Origin of the sequence: Streptomyces sp. UG1, assembly GCF_049974585.1 — a bacterium.
In the GTDB taxonomy this organism is placed as follows: domain Bacteria; phylum Actinomycetota; class Actinomycetes; order Streptomycetales; family Streptomycetaceae; genus Streptomyces.
In genome coordinates, this window is record NZ_JBNGGG010000010.1 from 186,955 (window position 1) to 211,292 (window position 24,338).

Annotated in this window: 23 protein-coding genes; 21 read left to right on the forward strand and 2 right to left on the reverse strand. The window is 69.2% G+C overall.

Annotated elements, in window-relative coordinates:
* Positions 1–152: 152 nt before the first annotated feature.
* The 5 genes from dop (at position 153) to prcA (ending at position 4,344) form a co-directional block, all read left to right on the forward strand.
* On the forward strand, positions 153–1,664 hold the full coding sequence (dop, locus tag ACP4J3_RS13865; protein ID WP_426533968.1) for a depupylase/deamidase Dop: 1,512 nt from the start codon (positions 153–155) through the stop codon (positions 1,662–1,664).
* A gap of 199 nt (positions 1,665–1,863) precedes the next feature.
* Positions 1,864–2,082 (forward strand): ubiquitin-like protein Pup, encoded by a 219-nt coding sequence (locus ACP4J3_RS13870; protein WP_037760434.1) that lies wholly within the window; start codon positions 1,864–1,866, stop codon positions 2,080–2,082.
* 120 nt (positions 2,083–2,202) lie between these two features.
* Positions 2,203–2,715 carry an endonuclease VII domain-containing protein gene (locus ACP4J3_RS13875; RefSeq protein ID WP_426533970.1) on the forward strand — a complete coding sequence of 171 codons (513 nt, stop codon included), beginning with the start codon at positions 2,203–2,205 and terminating at the stop codon, positions 2,713–2,715.
* Positions 2,667–3,512 (forward strand): proteasome subunit beta, encoded by an 846-nt coding sequence (gene prcB / locus ACP4J3_RS13880; protein WP_426533972.1) that lies wholly within the window; start codon positions 2,667–2,669, stop codon positions 3,510–3,512. The genes ACP4J3_RS13875 and prcB overlap by 49 nt, the downstream gene beginning before the upstream one ends.
* Before the next feature lie 61 nt (positions 3,513–3,573).
* Complete coding sequence (gene prcA, locus ACP4J3_RS13885) at positions 3,574–4,344, forward strand: proteasome subunit alpha (protein WP_426533974.1); 771 nt, start codon at positions 3,574–3,576, stop codon at positions 4,342–4,344.
* 87 nt (positions 4,345–4,431) lie between these two features.
* Here the strand turns inward: prcA and ACP4J3_RS13890 are convergent, their stop codons facing one another.
* Entirely contained in the window at positions 4,432–5,502 is a 1,071-nt protein-coding gene (locus tag ACP4J3_RS13890) for a LacI family DNA-binding transcriptional regulator (protein ID WP_426533976.1), read from the reverse strand.
* Between the two features lie 97 nt (positions 5,503–5,599).
* On the opposite strand from ACP4J3_RS13890, the gene ACP4J3_RS13895 reads away from it, so the two are divergent.
* From ACP4J3_RS13895 to ACP4J3_RS13945, 11 genes are all read left to right on the forward strand, one after another.
* Positions 5,600–6,859, forward strand: a complete 1,260-nt coding sequence (locus ACP4J3_RS13895) for an MFS transporter (protein WP_426533978.1) — start codon at positions 5,600–5,602, stop codon at positions 6,857–6,859.
* Between the two features lie 9 nt (positions 6,860–6,868).
* Complete coding sequence (gene pafA, locus ACP4J3_RS13900; protein WP_194048080.1) at positions 6,869–8,230, forward strand: Pup--protein ligase; 1,362 nt, start codon at positions 6,869–6,871, stop codon at positions 8,228–8,230.
* A gap of 109 nt (positions 8,231–8,339) precedes the next feature.
* On the forward strand, positions 8,340–9,284 hold the full coding sequence (locus ACP4J3_RS13905; RefSeq protein WP_426533980.1) for an FKBP-type peptidyl-prolyl cis-trans isomerase: 945 nt from the start codon (positions 8,340–8,342) through the stop codon (positions 9,282–9,284).
* A 61-nt stretch (positions 9,285–9,345) separates the two neighbouring features.
* Entirely contained in the window at positions 9,346–9,717 is a 372-nt protein-coding gene (locus ACP4J3_RS13910; protein WP_426533982.1) for an FKBP-type peptidyl-prolyl cis-trans isomerase, read from the forward strand.
* 158 nt (positions 9,718–9,875) lie between these two features.
* On the forward strand, positions 9,876–10,829 hold the full coding sequence (locus tag ACP4J3_RS13915; protein WP_426533984.1) for a helix-turn-helix transcriptional regulator: 954 nt from the start codon (positions 9,876–9,878) through the stop codon (positions 10,827–10,829).
* A gap of 19 nt (positions 10,830–10,848) precedes the next feature.
* Positions 10,849–11,889, forward strand: a complete 1,041-nt coding sequence (locus tag ACP4J3_RS13920; RefSeq protein ID WP_426533986.1) for a helix-turn-helix transcriptional regulator — start codon at positions 10,849–10,851, stop codon at positions 11,887–11,889.
* Positions 11,886–12,176, forward strand: coding sequence for a hypothetical protein (locus ACP4J3_RS13925; RefSeq protein ID WP_426533988.1), 291 nt, complete (start codon positions 11,886–11,888; stop codon positions 12,174–12,176). The genes ACP4J3_RS13920 and ACP4J3_RS13925 overlap by 4 nt, the downstream gene beginning before the upstream one ends.
* A 20-nt stretch (positions 12,177–12,196) precedes the next feature.
* Positions 12,197–12,391, forward strand: coding sequence for a hypothetical protein (locus ACP4J3_RS13930; RefSeq protein WP_426533990.1), 195 nt, complete (start codon positions 12,197–12,199; stop codon positions 12,389–12,391).
* A gap of 299 nt (positions 12,392–12,690) precedes the next feature.
* Positions 12,691–12,969, forward strand: coding sequence for a Sec-independent protein translocase subunit TatA (gene tatA, locus ACP4J3_RS13935; RefSeq protein WP_426534047.1), 279 nt, complete (start codon positions 12,691–12,693; stop codon positions 12,967–12,969).
* A gap of 73 nt (positions 12,970–13,042) precedes the next feature.
* Positions 13,043–13,969 carry a twin-arginine translocase subunit TatC gene (gene tatC / locus ACP4J3_RS13940; protein WP_426533992.1) on the forward strand — a complete coding sequence of 309 codons (927 nt, stop codon included), beginning with the start codon at positions 13,043–13,045 and terminating at the stop codon, positions 13,967–13,969.
* 113 nt (positions 13,970–14,082) lie between these two features.
* A complete protein-coding gene (locus ACP4J3_RS13945) occupies positions 14,083–16,935 on the forward strand; it encodes a DEAD/DEAH box helicase (protein WP_426533994.1) in 2,853 nt (950 codons plus the stop codon).
* A gap of 95 nt (positions 16,936–17,030) precedes the next feature.
* Here the strand turns inward: ACP4J3_RS13945 and helR are convergent, their stop codons facing one another.
* Positions 17,031–19,208 (reverse strand): RNA polymerase recycling motor ATPase HelR, encoded by a 2,178-nt coding sequence (gene helR / locus ACP4J3_RS13950; protein ID WP_426533996.1) that lies wholly within the window; start codon positions 19,206–19,208, stop codon positions 17,031–17,033.
* Between the two features lie 590 nt (positions 19,209–19,798).
* Between helR and ACP4J3_RS13955 the strand changes: the two genes are divergently transcribed.
* From ACP4J3_RS13955 to ACP4J3_RS13975, 5 genes are all read left to right on the forward strand, one after another.
* Positions 19,799–21,391, forward strand: a complete 1,593-nt coding sequence (locus ACP4J3_RS13955; RefSeq protein WP_426533998.1) for a sensor histidine kinase — start codon at positions 19,799–19,801, stop codon at positions 21,389–21,391.
* On the forward strand, positions 21,388–21,795 hold the full coding sequence (locus ACP4J3_RS13960; RefSeq protein WP_426534000.1) for a roadblock/LC7 domain-containing protein: 408 nt from the start codon (positions 21,388–21,390) through the stop codon (positions 21,793–21,795). Before ACP4J3_RS13955 ends, ACP4J3_RS13960 begins: the two co-directional genes overlap by 4 nt.
* Complete coding sequence (locus tag ACP4J3_RS13965; protein ID WP_426534002.1) at positions 21,792–22,205, forward strand: DUF742 domain-containing protein; 414 nt, start codon at positions 21,792–21,794, stop codon at positions 22,203–22,205. Before ACP4J3_RS13960 ends, ACP4J3_RS13965 begins: the two co-directional genes overlap by 4 nt.
* Positions 22,186–22,806, forward strand: a complete 621-nt coding sequence (locus tag ACP4J3_RS13970; RefSeq protein ID WP_426534004.1) for a GTP-binding protein — start codon at positions 22,186–22,188, stop codon at positions 22,804–22,806. Before ACP4J3_RS13965 ends, ACP4J3_RS13970 begins: the two co-directional genes overlap by 20 nt.
* A 67-nt stretch (positions 22,807–22,873) precedes the next feature.
* Positions 22,874–24,337, forward strand: a complete 1,464-nt coding sequence (locus ACP4J3_RS13975) for a cytochrome P450 (protein ID WP_426534006.1) — start codon at positions 22,874–22,876, stop codon at positions 24,335–24,337.
* Position 24,338: the final 1 nt, after the last annotated feature.

A 24,338-nucleotide genomic window follows, 5' to 3' on the forward strand; every position in this document is an offset into this window, starting at 1 on the left:
CAAATGATCTCCCCACCAGGGCAAAGGCGCTCTAGGCTCTTCCGTACCGCCGAGTCGCGCAGTGCGGGGACGGGCACCGCACACGCAACCGAGCGCCAGCGGTACTTGTGCGGCGCCCACGACCGAGGGTGCCGCCGGGCAAGGAGGGCCGCATGACCGTACGGCGAGTAATGGGCATCGAGACGGAGTACGGGATCTCCGTCCCCGGCCACCCCAACGCCAATGCCATGCTCACCTCATCCCAGGTCGTCAACGCCTACGCGGCGGCGATGCACCGGGCCCGCCGGGCCCGCTGGGACTTCGAGGAGGAGAACCCGCTGCGGGACGCGCGAGGCTTCGACCTCGCCCGCGAGGCCGCCGACGCCAGCCAGCTCACCGACGAGGACATCGGCCTCGCCAACGTGATCCTCACCAACGGCGCACGGCTCTACGTCGACCACGCACACCCCGAATACAGCGCCCCCGAGGTCACCAATCCGCGGGATGCCGTGCTGTGGGACAAGGCCGGCGAGCGGATCATGGCGGAGGCCGCCGAACGCGCCGCCCAGTTGCCCGGCGCCCAGCCCATCCACCTCTACAAGAACAACACCGACAACAAAGGCGCCTCCTACGGCACGCACGAGAACTACCTGATGAAGCGGGAAACCCCCTTCTCCGACATCGTGCGCCACCTCACCCCCTTCTTCGTCTCCCGCCAGGTCTTCGCCGGAGCCGGCCGCGTCGGCATCGGCCAGGACGGCCACGAACACGGCTTCCAGCTCAGCCAGCGCGCCGACTACTTCGAAGTCGAGGTAGGCCTGGAAACCACCCTGAAGCGCCCGATCATCAACACACGAGACGAGCCCCACGCCGACGCCGAAAAATACCGCCGCCTCCACGTGATCATCGGCGACGCGAACCTCTCGGAGATCTCGACCTACCTCAAGCTCGGCACGACCGCCCTGGTCCTGTCCATGATCGAGGACGGCTTCATCGCGGTGGACCTGGCCGTCGACCAGCCGGTTCGCACGCTGCACCAGGTCTCGCACGACCCGTCCCTCAAGCGCCTGATCACACTCCGCAGCGGCCGGACACTCACCGCTGTCCAGCTCCAGATGGAGTACTACGAACTCTCGCGCAAATACGTGGAGGAGCGCTTCGGCGCGGACGCCGACGACCAGACCAAGGACATCCTGTCCCGGTGGGAGGACACCCTCAACCGCCTCGAGCGCGACCCCATGAGCCTCGCCGGCGAACTGGACTGGGTCGCCAAACGAGAGCTCATGGAGGGCTACCGCCGCCGCGACAACCTCGACTGGGACGCCGCCAAGCTCCACCTCCTCGACCTCCAGTACGCCGACGTACGCCCCGAGAAGGGCCTCTACAACCGTCTGGCGGCCCGTGGCCGCATGAAGCGCCTCATGGACGAGGACACCGTCGAACGGGCGAAGGCGAAGCCGCCGGAGGACACCCGCGCCTACTTCCGAGGCCGCTGCCTGGAGCAGTACGCCGACGACGTCGCCGCCGCCTCCTGGGACTCCGTGATCTTCGACCTGCCCGGCCGCGACTCCCTCCAGCGCGTCCCAACCCTCGAACCGCTTCGCGGAACGCGAAATCACGTCAAGGAGCTCCTGGACCGCTGCCGCACCGCGGAAGACCTGGTCAGGGTCCTGTCGGGCGGCTGAGCGGCCCATGGGTCATGCTGGCCGGACATCGGCTGAGCGGGGTGGAAAGCCCGGCGCACGGGAATCATCGAGGTGGTCCCCGTACGTTGGAGAAACTGCGGGGCCGATGTCAGACCCGGCTTGTAGGGTCTGATCATCACCGATCGGCAGGAAAGCCGACCTGTCGACCATGTCGGGCGAACTGAGCGGGGTGAGGGATATGGCAACCAAGGACACCGGCGGCGGACAGCAGAAGGCCACGCGTTCCACTGAGGAGGTCGAGGAGCAGGCTGCGGAAGCGCAGGCTTCTGAGGACCTCAAGGAGCGCCAGGAGAAGCTGAGCGATGACGTCGACTCGGTTCTGGACGAGATTGATGATGTCCTTGAGGAGAACGCCGAGGACTTCGTGCGATCCTTCGTTCAGAAGGGCGGGGAGTGATTTCACCTTCGCTTCAAAGGTGAAACGGAGACTCTTGGAGTGGTCGAAGAGCCGGAGTTGAGGCGCTGCTCGCGGTGCAAGCAACACTTGCCGAGGGCGGCGTTCGCAAGCAACAAGTCGATGCCCGACGGTCTCCAGGCGTACTGCCGGGAGTGCTCTGCTGAGTACTACCGGCAGCGCCAGGAGGCCAAGGGGAAGAAGGTGCGAGAGAAGGTTCCCGTCCCGCCAGGGCACAAGCTGTGCCCGCAATGCAGCCAAGTGAAGCCGCACTCCGACTGGGGGCGGAGCAAGTCCACGTCGGACGGCTGGGCGAGCTATTGCCGCGCATGCCGTGCGGAGCGCGACCGGGCGAGCCACTTCAAGCGCAAGTTCGGCCTCACTGAAGCTGAACGTGACGAGTTGATCGCCTCTCAGATGGGGCTCTGCGCGATCTGCCTGAAGGCCCCGGCCGTTCATGTGGATCACTGCCACAAGACGGGTAGGGTCCGTGGCGTACTGTGCTTCAACTGCAATTCCGGCCTCGGCCTGTTGAGGGATGACCCCGACGTGATCAACCGAGCTGCCGACTACCTGGAAGGAAACGTGTGGAAGCCAACACTCGTAGCACCGGGCGTCTACCAGCTGCCTTCCTGACGCCTGGGTCGTCCTCGTTCATGGACTTTCTCTCCGAGCACCAGCCGGAGATGTTGCCCGGTAAGCGTCAACTGCCGCCCACGCAGGGCGTGATCGAGGCGCCGCATGGCACGACGATCGTGGCCGCGACCTTCCCCGGAGGCGTCGTCCTCGCCGGTGACCGCCGCGCCACCATGGGTAACGTCATCGCCCAGCGTGATATCGAGAAGGTGTTCCCGGCGGATGAGTACTCCGCCGTCGGTATCGCCGGCACCGCCGGTCTGGCCGTCGAGATGGTCAAGCTCTTCCAGCTGGAGCTGGAGCACTTCGAGAAGGTCGAGGGCGCTCAGCTGTCGCTCGAGGGCAAGGCGAACCGGCTGTCGACCATGATCCGGTCCAATCTGGGCATGGCGATGCAGGGGCTGGCTGTCGTGCCGCTCTTCGCCGGGTTCGACGTCGACCGGGAGAAGGGGCGGATCTTCTCGTACGACGTGACCGGTGGTCGTTCGGAGGAGCAGGGGTTCGCCGCCACCGGCTCGGGGTCGATCTTCGCGCGCGGTGCGATGAAGAAGCTCTTCCGTGATGATCTGAGCGAGGCCGAGGCCACGACACTCGTCGTGCAGGCCCTGTACGACGCGGCTGACGACGACTCGGCGACCGGTGGTCCCGATGTCGCCCGCCGGATCTACCCGATCGTCACCGTGATCACCGAGGACGGTTTCCGTCGGCTCAGCGACGACGAGTCCTCCGAGATCGCGCGTTCCATTCTGGAGCGGCGTCTGGAGCAGCCCGACGGCCCGCGGGCCGCGCTGCTGTAGGCGGCGGGTTCGGTCTTATCAAGGTGATCCTGTGACTTCGACAGAAAGGGACGGATAACCGGTGTCGACGCCGTTCTATGTCTCACCCCAGCAGGCCATGGCCGACCGGGCGGAGTACGCCCGCAAGGGCATCGCCCGTGGTCGCAGCCTGGTCGTGCTGCAGTATGCCGACGGCATCGTGTTCGTCGGCGAGAACCCGTCCCGTGCGCTGCACAAGTTCAGCGAGATCTATGACCGGATCGGTTTCGCGGCCGCCGGCAAGTACAACGAGTACGAGAATCTGCGGATCGGTGGCGTCCGCTATGCCGATCTTCGTGGCTATACATATGACCGTGATGACGTGACCGCCCGTGGTCTCGCGAATGTCTACGCCCAGACGCTGGGCACGATCTTCTCGTCCGCGGCCGAGAAGCCGTATGAGGTGGAGCTGGTCGTCGCCGAAGTGGGGGAGACCCCTGAGGGCGATCAGATCTATCGGCTGCCTCATGACGGGTCGATCGTGGATGAGCACGGTTCGGTCGCGGTCGGTGGCAATGCCGAGTTGATCAGTAATTATCTGGATCAGCGTCATCAGGACGGTATGAGTCTGGCCGAGGCGCTGAAGCTGGCGGTGCAGGCGTTGTCCCGTGAGTCGAACGGTACTCAGCGGGAGATCCCGGCCGAGCGTCTCGAGGTCGCGGTGCTGGACCGTACGCGTCCGCAGTCGCGGAAGTTCAAGCGGATCGTGGGCCGCCAGTTGGCTCGGTTGCTGGAGGCCGGGGGTGCCGCTACCGAGGCCGAGAGTTCCGAGAATGGTGAGGACTCGGAGGAGTCCGGCGCCTCCGAGGAGTAGTTCCTTCGACCTTCGCCAGGTCTTCGCTTCGCCCGTATTGTGCCCCGGCCGCCCGCTCGGCTGGGGCGCAGGGCGTTCAGGGGGCTGTCAGGGGACGCTGGGGGGTGCTGTGGAGCCTCGTACGACGAGTTGGACGGGAATGTCGCCCTCCTCGGGTTCGCGGCCTTCCAGGACCGCCAGGAGGGCTTGCATGCCGCGTTCTCCGAACAGTTCGGCGTCGAGTCGGACGGTGGTCAGTTCGGGGTCGATGGCGGTGGCGAGGGCGAGGTCGTCGAGGCCGGTGACGGAGATGTCGTCGGGGATGCGCAGGCCGAGGCGTCGTACGGCCTTGTAGGCGCCGGCGGCGAGTTTGTCGTCGTCGCAGATGATCGCCGTGGGGCGGGGGCCTTTGGCGGAGAGGGCGGTGCCGGCGGCGGCCAGGGCGCCTTCGATGGCGATGGGTGCCTGGACGGTGAGCAGTGAGGTGCCGGGTACGTGGCCGATGCGTGTGGCGAGCTCGCGCGCGCGTACGTCGAAGGTCCAGGAGGCCACGTCGGCCGCGAGGTGCAGGAAGCGGCGGTGGCCGAGGCCGAGCAGGTGTTCGGCGACCTGTCGGACGCCGTCGGCGATGTCGAGGTTCACGGTCGCGGCGCCGAGGCTGCCCTCGGGGTCGCTGTCGAGCATGACGAGGGGGAGCTGGTCGCCGCGGATGGCGGTGAGGGCGTCGGCGGCCATGGAGGAGGCGATGACGCCGTCGAGGGCGGCTTGTGCGGAGGCGAAGGGGTCAGGAATAGGGGCGGCCCGCAAGGGCCTTCCTTTGAGGGTGGTGGTGGGCGACGGGCGGGAGGGGCCGATGCCTTCGGGGGAGGGGTAGAGGACGACGCCGAAGCCGTGCTGGGCGGCGATGCGGGCGGCGCCGGTGTAGACGCCGGCGAAGAACTCGGTGGTGAGAGCGGGGACCACGAGGAGCACGGTGCGGGTGCGGCCGAGGCGCAGGTTGCGGGCGGCGAGGTTGGGCCGGTAGCCGAGTTCGCGGGCCGCCTGGCGTACGCGTTCGGCTGTGGTCTCGGAGACGCGGCCGCGCCATTTGTCGCCGAGGACGAGGGAGACCGCGGCCTGGGAGACGCCCGCGGCCTGGGCGACGTCTCGGCTGGTGGGGCGGGTGCTGCCGGATGCCACCGTCCGCCTGCTCCTTCGTCTGGACTCGTGAACTGCGCTCATGGTACGTATGACGCACGACGTTATACGTAAAACTTGGTGGAGGGCGGCGCGGCTGATGACCGGCGCATACGTGGAGATCCTCAGGGCGAGGCATGCCGCCCGGCTGCTCGTCGGCACGCTCATAGGGCGGTTGCCGAACGCGGTGGCCCCGCTCGCGATCGTGCTGTTCGTGCGGGCGGAGGGCGGCTCGTACAGCCTGGCCGGGGCGCTGGCGGCGGTGTACGGGGTCGCCAACGCGGTGGGGCAGCCGCTGCTCGGGCGGCTGGTGGACCTGTACGGGCAGCCGCGGGTGCAGTTGCCGGCGGCGGCCGCCTCGGCGCTCGCGATGGCCGTGTTCGCCTTCGTGGGCATCGGCGCGCTGCCGGTGGCCTACGTGGCGGTGGTGGCCGCCGGGCTGTTCACGCCGCCGCTGGAGGGCGGTCTGCGGGCGCTGTGGTCGTCGGTCCTGCACAAGGAGGGCCAGGTGCACACGGCGTACGCGATGGACGCGGTGGCGCAGGAAGTCATGTTCACGGTGGGTCCGTTGCTGCTGACGCTGTGCGCGTCCCTGTGGTCGGCGCAGGCGGCGCTGCTGGTGCTGAACGTGATCGGGGTGCTGGGGGCGCTGTCGGTGGTGGTGTCGCCGCCTTCGCGCGCGTGGCGTTCGGCGCCGCGTGAGGCGCACTGGCTCGGGGCGCTGCGCTCGGCGGGGCTGCTGGTGCTGCTGGCCTCGTTCCTGTTCGTCGGCGTGGCGATGGGGTCGATCGCGGTGGCGGCGGTGTCGTATGCGGACGACAACGGCGGCGACGTGGTGTACGGCTGGCTGATGGCGGGCCTGGGCCTTGGCGCGCTGGTCGGTGGCACGGTGTACGGGGCGCGGCAGTGGGGCGGGGAGCCGGCGCGGCGACTGCGGGTGCTGGTGGCGCTTCTGGCGGTGTGTTACCTGCCGCTGATGCTGATGCCGGGTGCGGTCGCCATGACCCTGTTGGCGGTGCTCGCGGGGGTGTTCCTGGCGCCGTGCATCGCGTGTGCGTTCGTGCTGGTGGACCGGCATGCGCCGCGGGGGACGGTCACCGAGGCGTTCTCCTGGCTGGTGACGACGTTCACCGTGGGCGCGTCGGTCGGTACGGGCCTTGCGGGGCCGGTGGTCGAGGCGGGTGGGGCCTTCTGGGGGTTCGCCGTACCGGGTGCGGCGGGGGCGGTGTCGTTGCTGGTCCTGCTGGCGACGGGGCGGGTCCTCGCAGCTCCCGCCAGGGGTGCGGTGGTTGCGGCTTCATCGGAAAATGATCCAAACCATGCTGCCGAACCCCGTTTCAGCTCAGGGGATCGGGCGTAATGTTCAGTCATGGACCGCCGCATTTTCGGGCTGGAGAACGAGTACGGCGTCACGTGCACGTTCAGGGGACAGCGCCGCCTGTCGCCTGACGAGGTGGCGCGGTACCTCTTCCGCCGTGTCGTGTCATGGGGCCGCAGCAGCAATGTCTTTCTGCGGAACGGCGCCCGCCTCTATCTCGACGTGGGCTCGCATCCGGAATACGCGACACCCGAGTGTGACAACGTGACCGAGCTGGTCACCCACGACAAGGCCGGCGAACGCATTCTGGAAGGACTCCTGGTAGACGCGGAACGACGCCTGCACGAGGAGGGAATCGCGGGCGACGTCTACCTCTTCAAGAACAACACCGACTCGGCGGGCAACTCCTACGGTTGCCACGAGAACTACCTCGTGGCGCGGCACGGGGAGTTCTCCCGGCTCGCGGACATCCTCATTCCGTTCCTTGTCACGCGCCAGCTCCTGTGCGGCGCCGGCAAGGTGCTGCAGACCCCGCGTGGTGCCGTGTACTGCGTCAGCCAGCGGGCCGAGCACATCTGGGAGGGCGTCTCCTCGGCGACGACGCGTTCCCGGCCGATCATCAACACCCGCGACGAGCCGCACGCCGACGCCGAGCGCTACCGGCGGCTGCACGTCATCGTGGGCGACTCGAACATGTCCGAGACGACCATGCTGCTCAAGGTCGGCGCCACCGACCTGGTGCTGCGCATGATCGAGGCCGGCACGGTGATGCGGGACCTGACCCTGGAGAACCCGATCCGGGCGATCCGCGAGGTCAGCCACGACATCACGGGCCGGCGCAAGGTGCGGCTGGCCAGTGGCCGGGAGGCCTCGGCGCTGGAGGTGCAGCGCGAGTACTACGAGAAGGCCGTGGACTTCTGCGAGCGCCGCGGTATTCGTACGGGCACGGTGGAGCAGGTCCTGGAGCTGTGGGGCCGCACCCTGGACGCGATCGAGACCGAGGACCTCGACCGTATCGGCACCGAGATCGACTGGGTGATGAAGTACAAGCTCATCGAGCGGTACCGGGCCAAGCACAACATGACCATGTCGCATCCGCGGGTCGCGCAGATAGACCTCGCCTACCACGACATCCACCGGCGTCGTGGCCTGTACTACCTGCTGGAGAAGAAGGGGCAGGCAGCTCGTATCTGCAACGACTTGAAGATCTTCGAAGGCAAGTCCGTTCCGCCGCAGACCACTCGGGCCCGGCTGCGCGGCGATTTCATCCGCAGGGCCCAGGAACAGCGCCGCGACTTCACCGTGGACTGGGTCCATCTCAAGCTCAATGACCAGGCGCAGCGCACCGTGCTGTGCAAGGACCCGTTCCGTTCGGTGGACGACCGCGTGGAGAAACTGATCGCCGGAATGTGACCTGGGGATTGAGGAAACATGCCACAGGCCCCGTACGTTCTCGTACGGGGCCTGTCGCGCACCCTAGAGTGGCGGGCGACCACAGTGCTGTCTGAGATCTGAGGAACACGTGCGCCGAATTGCAGGCCTTCTTGTCGTGCCGCTGCTGCTGCTCTCCGCGTCGGCGTGCGGCAGCGACGACGACAAGGGCTCCGACTCCACCGCGACCCGGAACGGAGTGCCCGCGATCACCAAGGGCGCCGAGTTCGGGCAGAAGCCGACCCTGGCCAAGGGGGAGGGGGATCCGCCGAAGGAGCTGAAGGTCGAGGTCATCAAGGAGGGGGACGGCGCGAAGCTCAAGAAGGGCGATGCGGCCGAGGTGAACTACCTCGGCCAGGAGTACGACGAGTCGAAGCCGTTCGACAACAGCTTCGACCGCGGCCAGCCGTTCTCGCTCACCCTCGGCGCGGGCGGTGTCATCAAGGGCTGGGACAACGGCCTTCAGGGGCAGAAGGTCGGCAGCCGCGTCGAGCTGGTCATCCCGCCGGACCAGGGCTACGGCGCGCAGGGCCAGGGCGACATCAAGGGCAACGCGACGCTGGTGTTCGTCGTGGACATCGTGAAGGGCACGTCCATCCCCGCCTCGGCGAAGGGCACCGAGGTCGCCCAGGACAACATCGATCTGCCGAAGGTCGGTACGAACACGGACGGCAGGGCGCCCGAGGTGACCGTGCCGAAGGACACCGACCCGCCGAAGAAGCTGGTCTCCAACTACGTCCTGGAGAGCGACGGCGCCGCAGTCAAGGACACCGACACCGTGGTCGTGAACTATGTCGCGCTGCTCTGGGAGGGCGGCAAGAAGTTCGACAGCACGTACGACACGGGCAAGACGGCGACGTTCCCGCTGGACCAGATGGCGATCAAGGGCCTGAAGAACGGTCTCGTGGGCAAGAAGGCCGGCAGCCGGGTGCTGCTGGTCCTGCCGCCCGACCAGGCTCTCGGTGACCAGGAGCAGCAGGGCATCCCGAAGAACTCCACGCTGGTCTTCGCCGTCGACATCCTCGCCGTGATGTAAGACTGGGCAGGTTGCCCATAGTCATCGCGCATGACGTACGCACCACAGAGGAGTCACTGCAGTGAGCATGGAGAAGCCCGAGATCGACTTCCCCGGCGGCGAGCCCCCGGCGGACCTCGAGATCAAGGACATCTGGGAGGGCGACGGCGAGGTTGCGCAGGCGGGCCAGACCGTCACCGTGCACTACGTGGGCGTGGCCTTCAGCACCGGTGAGGAGTTCGACGCCAGTTGGAACCGCGGTACGCCGTTCCGCTTCCCGCTGGGCGGCGGCCGGGTCATCAAGGGCTGGGACCTGGGCGTGCAGGGGATGAAGGTCGGTGGCCGCCGCCAGTTGACCATCCCCGCGCACCTCGCCTACGGCAACCAGAGCCCGACCCCGGCGATCAAGCCCGGTGAGACCCTGATCTTCGTGGTCGACCTGCTCGGTGTCTGATCCTCGCGCCCGATCGGCGAACGACTGATCGGCGTGCGACCGGACCCGACTACCTGGGGCCCATGCCTGTGCGGGCATGGGCCCTCGGCTTTTGCCACGCCGCTGCGGGGCGGTACGGTCATCGTCCGTAAGCACCATAGGGAAGGCGAAGGGCGTCGATGGCCATTGCCAAGGCCGAGCGGCTCATGAACCTGGCGCTGTGTCTGCTCGGGACGCGGCGGCCGCTGAGCAAGCGCGAGCTGCGTGAGTCCATCGAGGCCTATCTGGAAGCCGGCTCCGACGACTCCTTCAACCGGATGTTCGAGCGCGACAAGGACGATCTGCGCGAGCTCGGGCTGGTCATCGAGACCGTCGAGAACCTCGACGGCGAGGTCGGCTATCTGGCCCGCCGCGACAGCAACCGGCTGCCGCCCATCACCCTCGACGCCGAGGAGGCCGCCGCCCTTGGCCTGGCCGCCAAGGTGTGGCAGCAGGCGCGGCTCGCGGGCGCGGCCAGCGGCGCCCTGCAGAAGCTGCGCGCGGCCGGGCTGCCGGAGGACGTCGACCCGTACGAGGCGCATGGCGCCCTCGAGCCCCGTATCCCGGTGCACGAGGCCGCGTTCGAGCCGCTGATGCTGGCCTGCCGGGACCGTCGACCGGTCGTCTTCGACTACCGCAAGGCCACCGCCGCCCGCCCCGAGCCGCGGCATGTGGAGCCGTGGGCGCTGGAGTGCTGGCGCGGCCACTGGTATCTGGCGGGCTGGGACCGCGACCGCGGCGCCGAGCGGGTGTTCCGGCTGTCGCGGATCACCGGCAGGGTGCGCAGCCGCGGTGGCCGCTTCACCGCCGAGGTCCCCGACGTGGTCACGGTGCGGGAGACGGTGGCGAGTTGGGCGGGGGAGACCGCCGACCGCTCCGCGCTGATCCGGCTGCGCGCGGACGCCGGGTACCCCCTTCGGGCGAAGGCCACGGCGGTGCGGGAACTCGGGGACGGCTGGGACGAGTTGGAGATTCCGTACGGCCACGGGCTGGATGCCTGGCTGGTGGAGTTCGGGCCGGATGTGGTGGTCCTGGAGCCCGCCGAGCTGCGGGCCGACGTGGTGGACCGGCTGCGTGCCGTGGCCAAGGGCTGAGGGGGAACGGAGCAAGACAGTGGCAGGCAAACCGGTCAGGCCCGCGAGCGCCATCGACCAGACCCGGCGGATGCTGTCCCTGGTGACGTATCTGAAGGAGCGCCCCGGTGCCCGCGTCGAGGACGTGGCGCGCGCCTTCGGGATCTCCGAGGACGAACTGGTCTCCGACCTCGACGTGCTGCCCATGTGCGGCACCAGCTTCCGCGGCGGCGATCTGCTCGACATCGACACCGACGGCGAGCGCATCTGGTGGCACAACCCCGACGATGTCGCCGAGCCGCTGCGGATCGCCGCCGACGAGGCGACCGCGCTGCTGGTGGCCGCCCGTGCCGTGGCGACGCTGCCCGGGCTGCGCGAGAGCGACCGGCAGGCGCTGCTGCGGGCCACCGCCAAGGTGGAGGCCGCGTCCGGGGAGGCGGCCGGGGCCAGTTCCCGCCTCTCGGTCACCTTCGAGTCCGAGGGCGGTGTCTTCGCCGACGTCGACCGGGCGATCTCCGAGCGGCGCCGGCTGTGGATCCGCTACTACTCGCCGGCCCGCGACGAGGTCACCGAGCGCGAGATCGACCCGATCCGCCTGGTCAGCGTCGGCCACACCTATGTCGAGGCCTGGTGCCGGCGCTCCGAGGCGCGCCGCACCTTCCGGCTCGACCGGGTCGCCGAGATCAGGATCCTCGACGAGCCGTCCGCGCCGCCCGAGGTCGAGCTCAGAGACCTGTCCGAGGGGCTGGTGCAGCCCGCGGCGGAGGACCCGGAGGTCGTCGTCGAGGTCGGCCCGGGCGGGCGCTGGGTCGCCGAGTACTACCCGCACGACAGCGCGGATGAGCTTGCGGACGGCGGGCTGCGTATCACCTTGCGCACCCCCGACCCGGCGTCGCTGCGGCGCCTGGCGCTGCGGCTGGGCCGGGACGGGCGGATCGTGTCGCCGCCCGAGCTGGCCGACAGCGCCCGGCAGGCGGCCCGCGAGGCCCTGGCGGCGTACGACGGGGTCGAGGTGCAGGAGTCCCACGGGACCGGTGTGGTTCAGGAGCGGCAGGACGACAGGCAGGAGCGAGGGCTTTGAGCGAGTGGGCTGGGTCCGGGGTGCGGGAGATGACGGTGGCGTCGGCGTTCGCCGGGATGAGAAGCGTGGCGCCGGTGGTGTTCAAGGCGGGCTGCCCGGACTGCCGGGGCCGCTTCGAACTCGCCGCCGGCGCCCTGCGGCTGGCCATCGGCGCGAGCAGCCGTACGACGTTCTACTCGTTCACCTGCCCCGAGTGCGGCGCGTCCGTGCGCAAGCCGGCCGGCGAGCGGATCGTCGAGCTGCTGACCGGAGGCGGGGTCAGCACCCTGCGGCTGCACACGCCGTAGGACGGTCTAGGCTCGGCGGCATGTTCTGGCCGATGTTCGCGGTAGCCGTGGGTTTCGTGGGTCTCGCCGTCCTCGGCGTGCTCGCCGTGCGGGTGTTCCTGGAGGCACAGCGCCTGGGCCGGCAGGTCACGGACTCGGCGCGGCGGATCAGCAGAGCGGCCGAGGACCTGGAGCGGGCGGCCGTGAGTACGGCGCGTGCCGTGGATTCTCTTTAGGGCGCGGACTGTTCCCAATACCGGCCGTGTGCGCTGCTCGGCCTCGTTAGGGATTCGGTATGAGTCCCACACAGTGTGTGATTTGCGCGATTTCTCCCTGTCACGGTCACACCATCGGCAGGTACGCTGCTGATCGCGGCCCGGAGAACGAGGCCTGGGATCGCACGGCGAGGACGCACGGGCATTGCTTCGTGTTCACTCCTCGGAGTTACGATTGCCGCTCACGCGGGTCTCGAACTGGGGCCCGACGAGCGCACTACCACACAAGTCGCATGGCCTCGGTGGGAGAGTGGGAAATCATGGGTCAGGTCGGTATCTGGCAGATCGCTATCATCGCCGGGCTGCTTCTGCTGCTGTTCGGCGCGAAGCGGCTTCCGGACATGGCTCGCTCCCTGGGCAAGTCCGCCCGCATCCTCAAGAGCGAGGCCGCGGCGATGAAGAGCGAGGGCACCGCCCAGAGCAACACCGAATCGGGTACGACGGAGCAGGCTCCGGCGCCCAAGACCATTCAGGCGGCTCCCGGTGATGTCACCACCGCCCGCCCCGTCGAGGAGCCCAAGCACACCACGCAGGGCTGAGCCCCACAGAACCATCGCAGAAACATGGGTGGCCGGGCCGTAGGGCGGCCACCCCCCGAGACGAGGACGTGGGGTGCTCAAGTCCGCCCGCAAAAAGCCCAGGGACCCAGAGGGGCGGATGCCCCTGGTGGAGCACCTGCGCGAGCTGCGCAACAGGCTGGTCAAGGCGTTGCTCGCCATCGTGCCGCTGACGATCCTGGCACTGTTCTTTGCCAAGGACATCGCGGAGTTCATCAGCGCGCCGGTGCCGACCTGCGCGAGTGAGTCGGAAGCGGCCGCGCAGGCGGGCCGCTGCGCCGTGCTGTCCCAGGTGGGGCTCACCTCGCCGTTCAGCACGTACATGAAAGTGTCGCTCATGGCCGCACTGGTCGCGGCGGCGCCGGTGTGGCTGTACCAGCTCTGGGCGTTCGTGGCGCCGGGGCTGCACAGGCACGAGAAGAAGTACGCGCTGAGCGTGGTGGGCATCGGCACGCCTCTCTTTCTCCTCGGTGCCTATCTCGCGCACTGGATCCTGCCCTTCGCCGTGAAGACCCTGCTGGGCTTCAGCATCAGCGGCTCGGTCAACTACATCACTGTCGACGACATGATCGACATCTCGGTGAAGATGACCCTCGCCTTCGGCCTGGCCTTCCAGTTGCCGATCGTGCTGGCCCTGCTCAACATCGGCGGTGTCCTCAGCGGGCAGCGGATGCTGGGCTGGTGGCGCCCCATGGTGATGATCATCGCGGTGTTCTCGGCGGTGGTGACGCCCACCGATCCGATGTCCATGATCGCTCTCGCGGTGCCGATGACAGCGCTCTATTTCGGCGCCGTGATCTTCTCCCTGATCAACGACCGTCGTCGAGGCCGCGCCCAAGGGCCCGAGCTGAGCGACGACGAGGCCTCCGACCTGGACCTGACTCCCGAGGACATCGGCGAGGTCGAGGCCGTCCCCGCGCCCCGGGCCCTGCCGGAGCAGGCGAGCGCCGAGCGGGTCAACGGCTACGACGACGTCACCTGAGAGACACCTCTTGGCAGACAGCGGCCGGGGCGCCTACGGGGCGCACCCGGCCGCTTCCGCTTCGCGGTCGTGAGCTGCGCGGATTCCGGGCCCGCGCGGGCCCGATCCGGATAATGATCGTCCTGTTGTCAGTGGGGCCCGGTACGCTCGAAAGCACGATGACAGAGGACCTCTCACCGGCCGAGCGGTACGCGGCAGCACGCAGGCGCGCTGTCGAGCAGGCCACCGCGCTCGCCTCCTTCCGCGAGATGTACGACTTCGGCCTCGACCCCTTCCAGATCGAGGCCTGCCAGGCGCTCGAGGCGGGGAAGGGCGTGCTGGTGGCCGCGCCCACCGGCTCCGGCAAGACGATCGTCGGCGAATTCGCCGTCCACCTCGCCCTGATGCAGGGCAGGAAGTGCTTCTACACCACGCCCATCAAGGCGCTGTCCAACCAGAAGTACGCCGACCTGTGCCGCCGTTACGGCGACGGCATGGTCGGTCTGCTCACCGGCGACAACAGCATCAACCCGGACGCCGCCGTGGTCGTGATGACCACCGAGGTGCTGCGGAACATGCTGTACGCCGGTTCGCAGACCCTCCTCGGCCTGGGCTACGTGGTCATGGACGAGGTGCACTACCTCTCCGACCGCTTCCGCGGCGCCGTATGGGAGGAAGTGATCATCCACCTCCCCGAGTCCGTCACCCTCGTCTCCCTGTCGGCGACTGTCTCCAACGCCGAGGAGTTCGGCGACTGGCTCGACACCGTCCGCGGTGACACCGAGGTGATCGTCTCCGAGCACCGCCCCGTGCCGCTGTTCCAGCATGTGCTCGCCGGGCGGCGGATGTACGACCTGTTCGAGGAGGGCGAGGGCCACAAGAAGGCCGTCAACCCCGACCTCACCCGGCTGGCCCGCATGGAGGCGACCCGGCCGTCGTACCAGGACCGCAGACGCGGCCGAGCGATGCGGGAGGCCGATCGCGAGCGGGAGCGCAGACAGCGGTCCCGGGTGTGGACCCCCGGACGGCCCGAGGTCATCGAACGCCTCGACGCCGAGGGCCTGCTGCCCGCCATCACCTTCATCTTCAGCCGCGCCGCCTGCGAGGCCGCCGTCCAGCAGTGCCTGTACGCGGGCCTCAGGCTCAACGACGACGAGGCACGGGAACTGGTCCGCGCCCTCGTCGAGGAGCGCACCGCGTCCATCCCGACCGAGGACCTGCACGTCCTGGGCTACTACGAGTGGCTGGAAGGCCTGGAGCGAGGCATAGCCGCCCACCACGCGGGCATGCTGCCGACCTTCAAGGAGGTCGTCGAGGAGTTGTTCGTGCGCGGCCTGGTGAAGGCCGTGTTCGCCACCGAGACGCTGGCGCTGGGCATCAACATGCCCGCCCGGTCGGTGGTGTTGGAGAAGCTCGTCAAGTGGAACGGCGAGCAGCACGCCGACATCACGCCGGGTGAGTACACGCAGCTGACGGGGCGTGCGGGGCGGCGCGGCATCGACGTCGAGGGCCATGCGGTGGTGCTGTGGCAGCGCGGGATGAGCCCCGAGCACCTGGCCGGGCTCGCGGGCACGCGTACGTACCCGCTGCGCTCCAGCTTCAAGCCGTCGTACAACATGGCGGTCAACCTCGTCGAGCAGTTCGGCCGGCACCGCTCGCGCGAACTCCTCGAGACGTCCTTCGCGCAGTTCCAGGCCGACAAGTCGGTCGTCGGGATCTCACGGCAGGTGCAGCGCAACGAGGAAGGGCTCGCCGGCTACAAGGAGTCCATGACCTGTCATCTCGGGGACTTCGAGGAGTACGCGCGACTGCGCCGCGAACTCAAGGACCGCGAGAACGAGTTGGCCCGGCAGGGGGCGGCGCAGCGGCGTGCGGAGGCCGCGGTCGCGCTGGAGAAGCTCAAGCCGGGCGATGTCATCCATGTGCCGACGGGCAAGTACGCCGGTCTCGCGCTGGTGCTGGACCCGGGGCTGCCCGCCGGCCGGTCCAACGGCCACCGCGGCTTCGAGTACCACGACGGGCCGCGCCCGCTGGTCCTGACCGCCGAGCGGCAGGTCAAGCGGCTGGCGGCCATGGACTTCCCGGTGCCCGTCGAGGCGCTGGAGCGGATGCGGATCCCCAAGTCCTTCAACCCGCGCTCCCCGCAGTCCCGTAGGGACCTCGCCTCCGCGCTGCGCAGCAAGGCCGGGCACATCGCGCCGGAGCGGCACCGGGGGCGGCGCTCCCAGGCGGCGGACGACCGGGAGATCGACCGGCTGCGCAAGGCGCTGCGCGCGCACCCCTGCCATGGCTGCAACGACCGTGAGGACCACGCCCGCTGGGCCGAGCGCTACCATCGGCTGCTGCGCGACACCTCGCAGCTCGAGCGCCGTATCGAAGGCCGCACGAACACCATCGCGCGCACCTTCGACCGCATCGTCGCGCTGCTCACCGAGCTGGACTATCTGCGTGGCGACGAGGTCACCGAGCACGGCAAGCGGCTCGCGCGGCTGTACGGCGAACTCGACCTGCTGGCCAGCGAGTGCCTGCGCGAGCGGGTGTGGGAGGGCCTCGGCCCCGCCGAACTGGCCGCGTGTGTCTCGGCGTTGGTGTACGAGGCACGCGTCGGGGACGACGCGATGGCGCCGAAGCTGCCCTCGGGGAAGGCCAAGGCCGCGCTGGGGGAGATGGTGCGGATCTGGGGTCGGCTGGATGCGCTGGAGGAGGAGTTCCGGATCACGCAGACCGAGGGCGTCGGTCAGCGTGAGCCCGATCTTGGCTTTGCCTGGGCCGCGTACATGTGGGCCAGTGGCAAGGGGCTGGACGAGGTGCTTCGGGAGGCGGAGATGCCGGCCGGGGACTTCGTGCGGTGGTGCAAGCAGGTCATCGATGTGCTGGGGCAGATCTCCGCGGCTTCTCCTGCGGAGGGCTCGACCGTGGCGAAGAGTGCGCGTAAGGCCGTGGATGGGCTGTTGCGGGGGGTTGTGGCCTACTCGTCGGTGGGGTGAGGCTTTCGGGGCGGGTGCCGGGTTCGCTGTGGCTGGTTGCGCCCGCGCGGCGGAGCCGCATATCGATACAGCCCCGCGCCCCTGGGGGCGTGCAATCACCGCAGGGTGATCAGTTGCCGGGTCGCCCGCGTCATCGCCACATAGCGGTCCACCGCCCCCTCGACGCCCTCGCCGAACCTCTCCGGGTGCACGAGGACGACCAGGTCGAACTCCAGGCCCTTCGACAGCTGCGGGGTCAGTGACCGGACGCGGTCCGTCGCGCGGAACATGGGGGCGCCGATGACACATGCGGTGCCCTCGGCGTGCGCGGCGAGCCAGGTGGCGAGGACCGAGTCGAGGTCCGAGACGGAGCCGTGCACGACGGGCACCCCGCCGCTGCGGATCGACGTCGGCACGTTCGCGTCCGGGAGCGCCGCGCGGATGACCGGCTCGGCCTCCGTCATGATCTCCTCCGGCGTGCGGTAGTTGATGTTCAGGGAGGCCAGGTCGATCCGGTCGAAGCCGACCCGCTCGAGGCGTTCGCGCCACGACTCCGTGAAGCCGTGCCGGGCCTGGGCGCGGTCCCCGACGATGGTGAAGCTCCGGGACGGACAGCGCAGCAGCAGCATCTGCCACTCGGCGTCGGTCAGTTCCTGGGCCTCGTCGACGACGATGTGCGCGAACGGCCCGGCCAGCCGGTCCGGGGCGGTGCCGGTCAGTTCGGATTCGTCGACCAGGCTGACCTGGGCGTCCTGGCCCCGCAACATCGTCACCAGGCCCTCGCCTTCGTCGGTGTCGGCGCCCGAGTTCGACGCGGCCTCGATCAGGTTGTCCACGACCTGCGTCATGCGCTCACGCTGGGCGGCGAGGATGCCCTGGTGCCGGCGCCTGCGCCGGGCCGCCTCCGGATCGCCCAGCCGCTGCCGTGCCGCGTCCAGGAACGGCAGGTCGGACACCGTCCAGGCCTGGGCGTCCGCGCGCTGGAGCCGCCGTACCTCGTCGCGGCCGAGCCAGGGCGCGCACATCCGCAGATACGCGGGGACCGACCACAGGTCCGAGACGAGGTCGGCCGCCTCGAGCAGCGGCCACGCACGGTTGAAGGCCGTCAGCAGCTCCCCGTTGCGCGCCAGCGACCTGCGCAGCGGCCCGGCGGGGATCTCGCCGTCGTCCCCCGAGGCGTCCTCCTTGTGCTTGTCGACCAGGATCGTGAGCAGCTCCTCCCAGACCTGGTCGCGGGCCTCGTTGTGCGGGGTGCCGGGCTCGGCCGCCTCGAAGGCCACGGCCCAGTCGTCGGCGCTCAGCCAGACGTCGGACCAAGGGGTCGTCACCGTCATGCCCTCGGCGGGCGGTTCCTCGTAGAACGCGACGGCCTTCTCGATCGCCTCGACCAGGTCCGCGGACGACTTCAGCCGGGCCACCTCCGGGTCGGCCTCGGCCCCGGCCCCCTCGGGGACGAGGTCCCGCAGGACGCAGGTCTGCACGCCCTCCTCGCCGAGGCTGGGCAGGACGTCGGAGACATACGCCAGATACGGCCGGTGCGGGCCGACGAACAGTACGCCGCCCCGGCGGTGGTCGACGCGCGGGTCGGAGTGGAGCAGATAGGCGGAGCGGTGCAGGGCGACGACGGTCTTGCCGGTGCCGGGTCCGCCGTCGACGACGAGCGCGCCCCGCGATCCCGCGCGGATGACGGTGTCCTGGTCGGCCTGGATGGTGGCGAGCACGTCGCGCATCCGGCGCGAGCGGGTGCCGCCCAGTCCGGCGATGAACGCGGACTGGTCGTCGAGCGCGGCGTGCCCGGTGAGCGCGTCCGGGGTGAACACCTCGTCCCAGTAGTCGCTGATCCGGCCGTCGGTCCAGCGGTACCTGCGGCGGCTGGCCAGGCCCATCGGGTTGGCGTGGGTGGCGCCGAAGAACGGCTCGGCGGCGGGGGAGCGCCAGTCGATCAGCAGCCGGCGGCCGGTGCTGTCGGTCAGGCCGAGCCGTCCGACGTACACCGGCTCGGAGCTGTTCGCGCCGACCATGCGGCCCAGACACAGGTCCAGGCCGAAGCGGCGCAGGGTGCGCAGCCGGGCGGTGAGCCGATGGATCTCGTTGTCCCGGTCCATCGCCTCCCGGCCCAGGCCGCCGGGCGCCCTGCGGGCGGCGGCGAGGCGGGCGGACAGTTCGGCGACGGTCTGCTCCAGGCATTGAGCGACGGCCGCGAAGTGCCGCTCGTCGGCGGCGATCAGGGATGGCTCGGCCTTGGGGGAGAGGCGCTCGGGGAGGTCGAACACAGTGGTGGTGAGGGAATTCACGGCGTGGCTCCCGAGGTTGGTCGAGTGGCGGAGACGGCCGCGTGGCTCCTGATGGACATGCACCTCTACGACTCCCGTTTCCGCAGGTCCTCGGCCTAGGCCGGAGATTCTGCGGTACACCGGGGGCCTTGCCGCAAGCCCCCCGGTGCGCTATAAGTTGAGAGTGGCAAGGAGTAGGTGACTCCTTGCCATTTGTTTTTGTCGCGCGCTTCTCGCGTTTCTCGTCCGCGGTGGTCGGACTTCTCCCGCTGGACTTCTCCCTCGGGGTTTCTCCCTGAACGGGCCCGGAAGCAGATCTTCACCCGTCACGGTGAGTAGTTTTCGCACATCTATACCTGGTAACGAACAGTGTTCGAACAGATACCGTGCGTGCAAATGGGGTCGAGCGTACTCCTGTCACACGCCCCATTTCAGGTGCTTGCTGAATATGACACGGCGATGATCCGGTCGGACTAAGCTCGCCCGCGGCGCACCGAGTTGAGGCGTATTCGTGCGCTTGTTCCCAAACGTGCAGAAGATTCCGACATACCCATGACGTACCCAGCTGCAAGCTCCCCCTACACCCAGCCGATTCGTTTCAGAGGGCCCACATGGTGAGCGTTCAATCCCCACCCAGTCGCCGTGAACTTCCGTACGCGCGCGTGCTGTTGCTTCCGGCCATAGTGATGGCCGCGGCGACCGGAGCCGCCGTCGCCGTGGTGGCGGAACCGGCCCGGACGGCCGTCGGCGTGTGCGGTGCCGTGGCCATGCTGCTGGTACTGGCGTCCGCGGCCGAAGCGGTGCGCCGCGGCCGCGCCCTGCGGGCCCAGCGGGCCGAGCACGCCCGTCACACCGCGTATCTGGAAGGGCGCATCGCCGCCCATGACGAGGCGATGGTCCGCCTCGCCACCGAGATCACGCCTGCCGCGATCCACCGGCTGCAGCGCGGCAGTTCCATCTATGAGGTGATGCGCGACCTCAGCACGGGCAACTCGTCCTACGGGCAACTCTCCCGGGCGGAACTGTCGCTGGTCGAGTCGATGCTCGACATCGTCGACCACCAGGAAGCACTCCGCGACTCCGCCCAGCGCTCCTTCGTCAACATCGCCCGCCGCGTCCAGTCGATCGTCCACCAACAGGCCGTGGAACTGAGGGAGATGGAGGAGGACCACGGCCGTAACCCCGAGGTCTTCGACGACCTGCTGCGCATCGACCACGGCACCATGCTGATCGGCCGCCTCGCCGACTCCATCTCCGTGCTCGGCGGCGGCCGGCCCGGCAGGCAGTGGCCCGAACCCGTTCCGCTGTACAGCGTGCTGCGCGGCGCCATGTCCCGGATCCTGGAGTACCGCCGCATCAGCCTGGACTCCATCACCCAGGTCAACATCGCCGGCATCTCCGTCGAGCCGATCATCCACGCCGCGGCCGAACTCCTCGACAACGCCACGCGCTACTCGCCGCCGCAGACCAAGGTGCACGTCACCGCCACCGAGGTGCAGACCGGGATCGCGATCGAGATCGAGGACTCCGGCGTCAGCCTCAGCGAGGAGGCCCGCGCCAGGGTCGAGGGCATGCTCGAGCGCGCCAAGCAGGGCACCGACCTCCAGGACATCGGCGAGGCCCCGCGCCTGGGCCTGGCCGTCGTCGGCCGTCTGTGCACGGCCTTCAACATGCAGGTCTCGCTGCGCTCCTCCGCATACGGCGGCGTGCGCGCCATCCTCGTCGTGCCGCGCGAGATGATGACCAACGATCCCGCCCCGGGGCTCGCCCACGGCATCGGCGCCGCATCGGCGCCCAAGGCCGCCCCCGACGCGGTCGAAGGCCCCAAGCGCGCCCCCAAGAAGCGGCGCCCCACCAGCCCGAAGATCCCCGCCACGGTCTCCATGGAGGACGACGTCCCCGTGGTCACCGAATGGACCGCGGGCGGGCTGCCCCAGCGCCGCAGCCGGGTCAAGACCCCGCTCAGCAAGCGCATCGCCGAGCAGGCGGCCATCGAGCAGGCCGAGCGGGAAGGCCGGCCGACCATCTGGTCGACGCGCAAACCCGAGCCCGAGCCCGAGCCGGAGAAGGACGACGAGCCCGCCCCCGGAGCGTGGGTCGAGGCCTTCTGGAACGGCCTCAAGGACAAGCCCGACCCCTACACCCTCCAGCCGCGAACCCAACCGGCCCGCCCCGAGGCCGACCACGAGGGGGACACCAAGTGATCCAGCAGCGCGCCAACTTCGACTGGATGCTCAAGGAGCTGCACGACGGCGTACCGGGCATCGAGATGATCGTGGTGCTCTCCGCCGACGGTCTGCGCATCGCCCGCTACGGCGGCGACCCGGACACCGCCGACCGCGTCGCCGCGGCGTGCGCGGGGCTGCAGAGCCTGGCGAGCGCCGTCGCCACGGAGATCCCGAACAGCGACGGCAAGATGAAGATGGTCCTCATCGAGATCAACGGCGGCTACTTCTATCTGATGGCCGCCGGCGCCAACGCCTATCTCGCCGTGCTCTCCGACACGTTCGCCGAACCCGGCCGGATGAGCAACCGCATGTCCGACCTCGTCGCCCGCATCGGTCCCCATCTCACCAGTCCGCCCCGGCGCAACGGGCAGACCGTATGACTCCTCCGCAACGCCAGCGGCGACTCCCCAAGGAACAACCGCCCGCACCGCCCCCGGGGTCACCCCCCGGGTCCGGGAAGCAGAAGAACCCGGAGCGGCTCTTCGTGGTCGCCGGACCGGACGGTGGCGAGCGCGACGGCGACCTCGACCTCGTCACGTTAATCGTGGCGCGCGCCGACCCCCCGCCCTCCGCCACGCCCGAGCAGTCGGCGCTGCTCCGGCTGTGTTCCACACCCTTGTCCGTGGCCGAGTTGTCGGCCTATCTGAACCTGCCGTTCAGCGTGATGACGGTGCTGCTCACCGACATGCTGACGGCCGGACTGGTGACGGCACGCAACCCGATCGTGCGTCAGACCGTCGCCGACCGTTCAATCCTCGAAGCGGTGATGCATGGACTTCAAAGGCTCTGACACCGTCCCCGGTCCGCGAACCGAGGACCAGTTGCCGCACACGGCCGAAGCCGCGGTCAAGATCGTGATCGTGGGCGGCTTCGGCGTCGGAAAGACGACCATGGTCGGCTCGGTCAGCGAGATCAGGCCGCTGACCACCGAAGAGACCATGACGCAGGCGGGCATCGGCGTCGACGACAACTTCGGCTCGGACTCCAAGACGGCCACCACCGTCGCCATGGACTTCGGCCGCATCAGCATCACCGAGCAGCTCGTGCTGTATCTGTTCGGCACACCCGGCCAGGAGCGCTTCTGGTTTCTGTGGAACGGGCTGTTCGACGGTGCGCTGGGCGCGGTGGTGCTGATCGACACCCGCCGCCTGGAGGTCAGCTTCGACGTCATGGGGCGGCTGGAGGAGCGCGGCGTGCCCTTCGTGGTGGCCGTCAACACCTTCCCGGACGCGCCCCGTTACCCCATCGCGGAACTCCGTACGGCGCTCGACCTGCCCGAGGAGATCCCCATCGTCGAGTGCGACGTACGTCGCCGGGCCTCCAGCCGGGACGTACTGATGACGCTGATGCACTTCCTGCACGCGCTGGCGATGGCGAAAGCCCCCGCCTGACCCGGCCACGCACCCCCACATCTCACCCTCTGTACACCGGATTCACCTCAGCTTCGGAGCGACCATCGTGACGCCTGAATCCTTCTCCCCGACCGGTACGGACGACCCCACGGCCGCACCGCCACCCGGCTGCCCCGCGCACGGCATCGGCCCCGGCGGGCTGCGCCGGCTGTACGGCCCCGACGCGGAGGACCTGGGAGCCGTGTACGAAAAACTCCGCGCCGAGCACGGCCCCGTGGCGCCTGCGCTGCTGCACGACGACGTGCCGATCTGGGTGGTGCTCGGCCACACGGAGAACATGCACATGGTGCGCACACCCTCGCAGTACAGCCGTGACACCCGGCTGTGGGTGCCCCTGCAGGACGGCACGGTCAAGCCGGATCATCCGCTCATGCCGCATCTTGCCTGGCAGCCCTTCTGCAGCCACGCCGAGGGCGACGAACACCTCAGGCTGCGCGGCGCGGTCATCGGCGCCATGTCGACCATCGACCACCGAGGGATCCGCCGCTACATCAACCGGGCGACCCAGCACCTCGTCAACCAGTTCTGCGAACAGGGCAGGGCCGAGTTGGTCAGCCAGTTCGCCGAGCGCCTGCCGATGGCGGTGATGTGCGAGATCCTGGGCATGCCCGAGGAGTACAACGACCGGATCGTGCAGGCGGCCCGCGACCTGCCCAAGGGCACCGAGACCGCCATCGCGAGCAACGAGTACATCATGGGCGTCCTCACGCGGCTCACCGCCCGCCGCCGGGCCGAACCCAAGGAAGACTTCACCAGCCGTCTCATCGACCACCCGGCGCGGCTCACCGACGAGGAGGTCAGCCAGCACCTGCGCCTCATTCTGATCGTCGCGTACGAAAGCACCGCCAACCTCCTCGCCAACGTACTGCGCGTGGTGCTCACCGACCCGCGGTTCCGCGCCCAGCTCAGCGGCGGCCAGATGACGGTGCCCCAGGCGGTCGAGCAGTCCCTGTGGGACGAGCCGCCGTTCAGCACCGTCCTGGGCTACTTCGCCAAGCGGGAGACGGAACTGGGGGGCCAGCGCATCCGCCAGGGCGACGGACTCCTCATGGGTATCGCGCCGGGCAATGTCGACCCGCGGGTCCGCCCCGACGCCAAGGCCAACATGCAGGGCAACCGCTCTCATCTCGCCTTCAGCGGCGGTCCCCACGAGTGCCCGGGCCAGGACATCGGCCGTGCCATCGCCGACGTCGGCGTCGACGCGTTGCTGACCCGCCTTCCCGACGTCGAACTCGCCTGCGAGGAGGATGAGCTGCGCTGGCGGGCATCCATCTCGAACCGCCATCTGGTGGACCTGCCGGTGCACTTCGCGCCCAAGCCCCAGCAGGACGACGGGATGGCCCCCTGGCATTCGGTGCCGGAACAGCGCATGGGCGACCGGCAGTTCGGCGCGCCTCAGCCGCAGACACCGGCCCCGGAGCCCACCGGCGCGGCCCCGACGCCGATGCCCGAACCGGCCGGCCGGCCGGGGCTGTTCCGGCGCTTCCTGCGCTGGTGGCGCGGCGAATGAG

Bases quoted from the DNA above. Each gene is read 5' to 3' on its own strand.
- ACP4J3_RS13915 (WP_426533984.1), top strand. From the start codon at position 9,876: ATGGCCATTGCCAAGGCCGAGCGGCTCATGAACCTGGCGCTGTGTCTG.
- tatA (WP_426534047.1), top strand. From the start codon at position 12,691: ATGGGTCAGGTCGGTATCTGGCAGATCGCTATCATCGCCGGGCTGCTT.
- ACP4J3_RS13930 (WP_426533990.1), top strand. From the start codon at position 12,197: ATGTTCTGGCCGATGTTCGCGGTAGCCGTGGGTTTCGTGGGTCTCGCC.
- ACP4J3_RS13895 (WP_426533978.1), top strand. From the start codon at position 5,600: ATGACCGGCGCATACGTGGAGATCCTCAGGGCGAGGCATGCCGCCCGG.
- ACP4J3_RS13870 (WP_037760434.1), top strand. From the start codon at position 1,864: ATGGCAACCAAGGACACCGGCGGCGGACAGCAGAAGGCCACGCGTTCC.
- ACP4J3_RS13875 (WP_426533970.1), top strand. From the start codon at position 2,203: ATGCCCGACGGTCTCCAGGCGTACTGCCGGGAGTGCTCTGCTGAGTAC.
- ACP4J3_RS13945 (WP_426533994.1), top strand. From the start codon at position 14,083: ATGATCGTCCTGTTGTCAGTGGGGCCCGGTACGCTCGAAAGCACGATG.
- dop (WP_426533968.1), top strand. From the start codon at position 153: ATGACCGTACGGCGAGTAATGGGCATCGAGACGGAGTACGGGATCTCC.
- pafA (WP_194048080.1), top strand. From the start codon at position 6,869: ATGGACCGCCGCATTTTCGGGCTGGAGAACGAGTACGGCGTCACGTGC.
- ACP4J3_RS13970 (WP_426534004.1), top strand. From the start codon at position 22,186: ATGGACTTCAAAGGCTCTGACACCGTCCCCGGTCCGCGAACCGAGGAC.
- ACP4J3_RS13965 (WP_426534002.1), top strand. From the start codon at position 21,792: ATGACTCCTCCGCAACGCCAGCGGCGACTCCCCAAGGAACAACCGCCC.
- ACP4J3_RS13955 (WP_426533998.1), top strand. From the start codon at position 19,799: ATGGTGAGCGTTCAATCCCCACCCAGTCGCCGTGAACTTCCGTACGCG.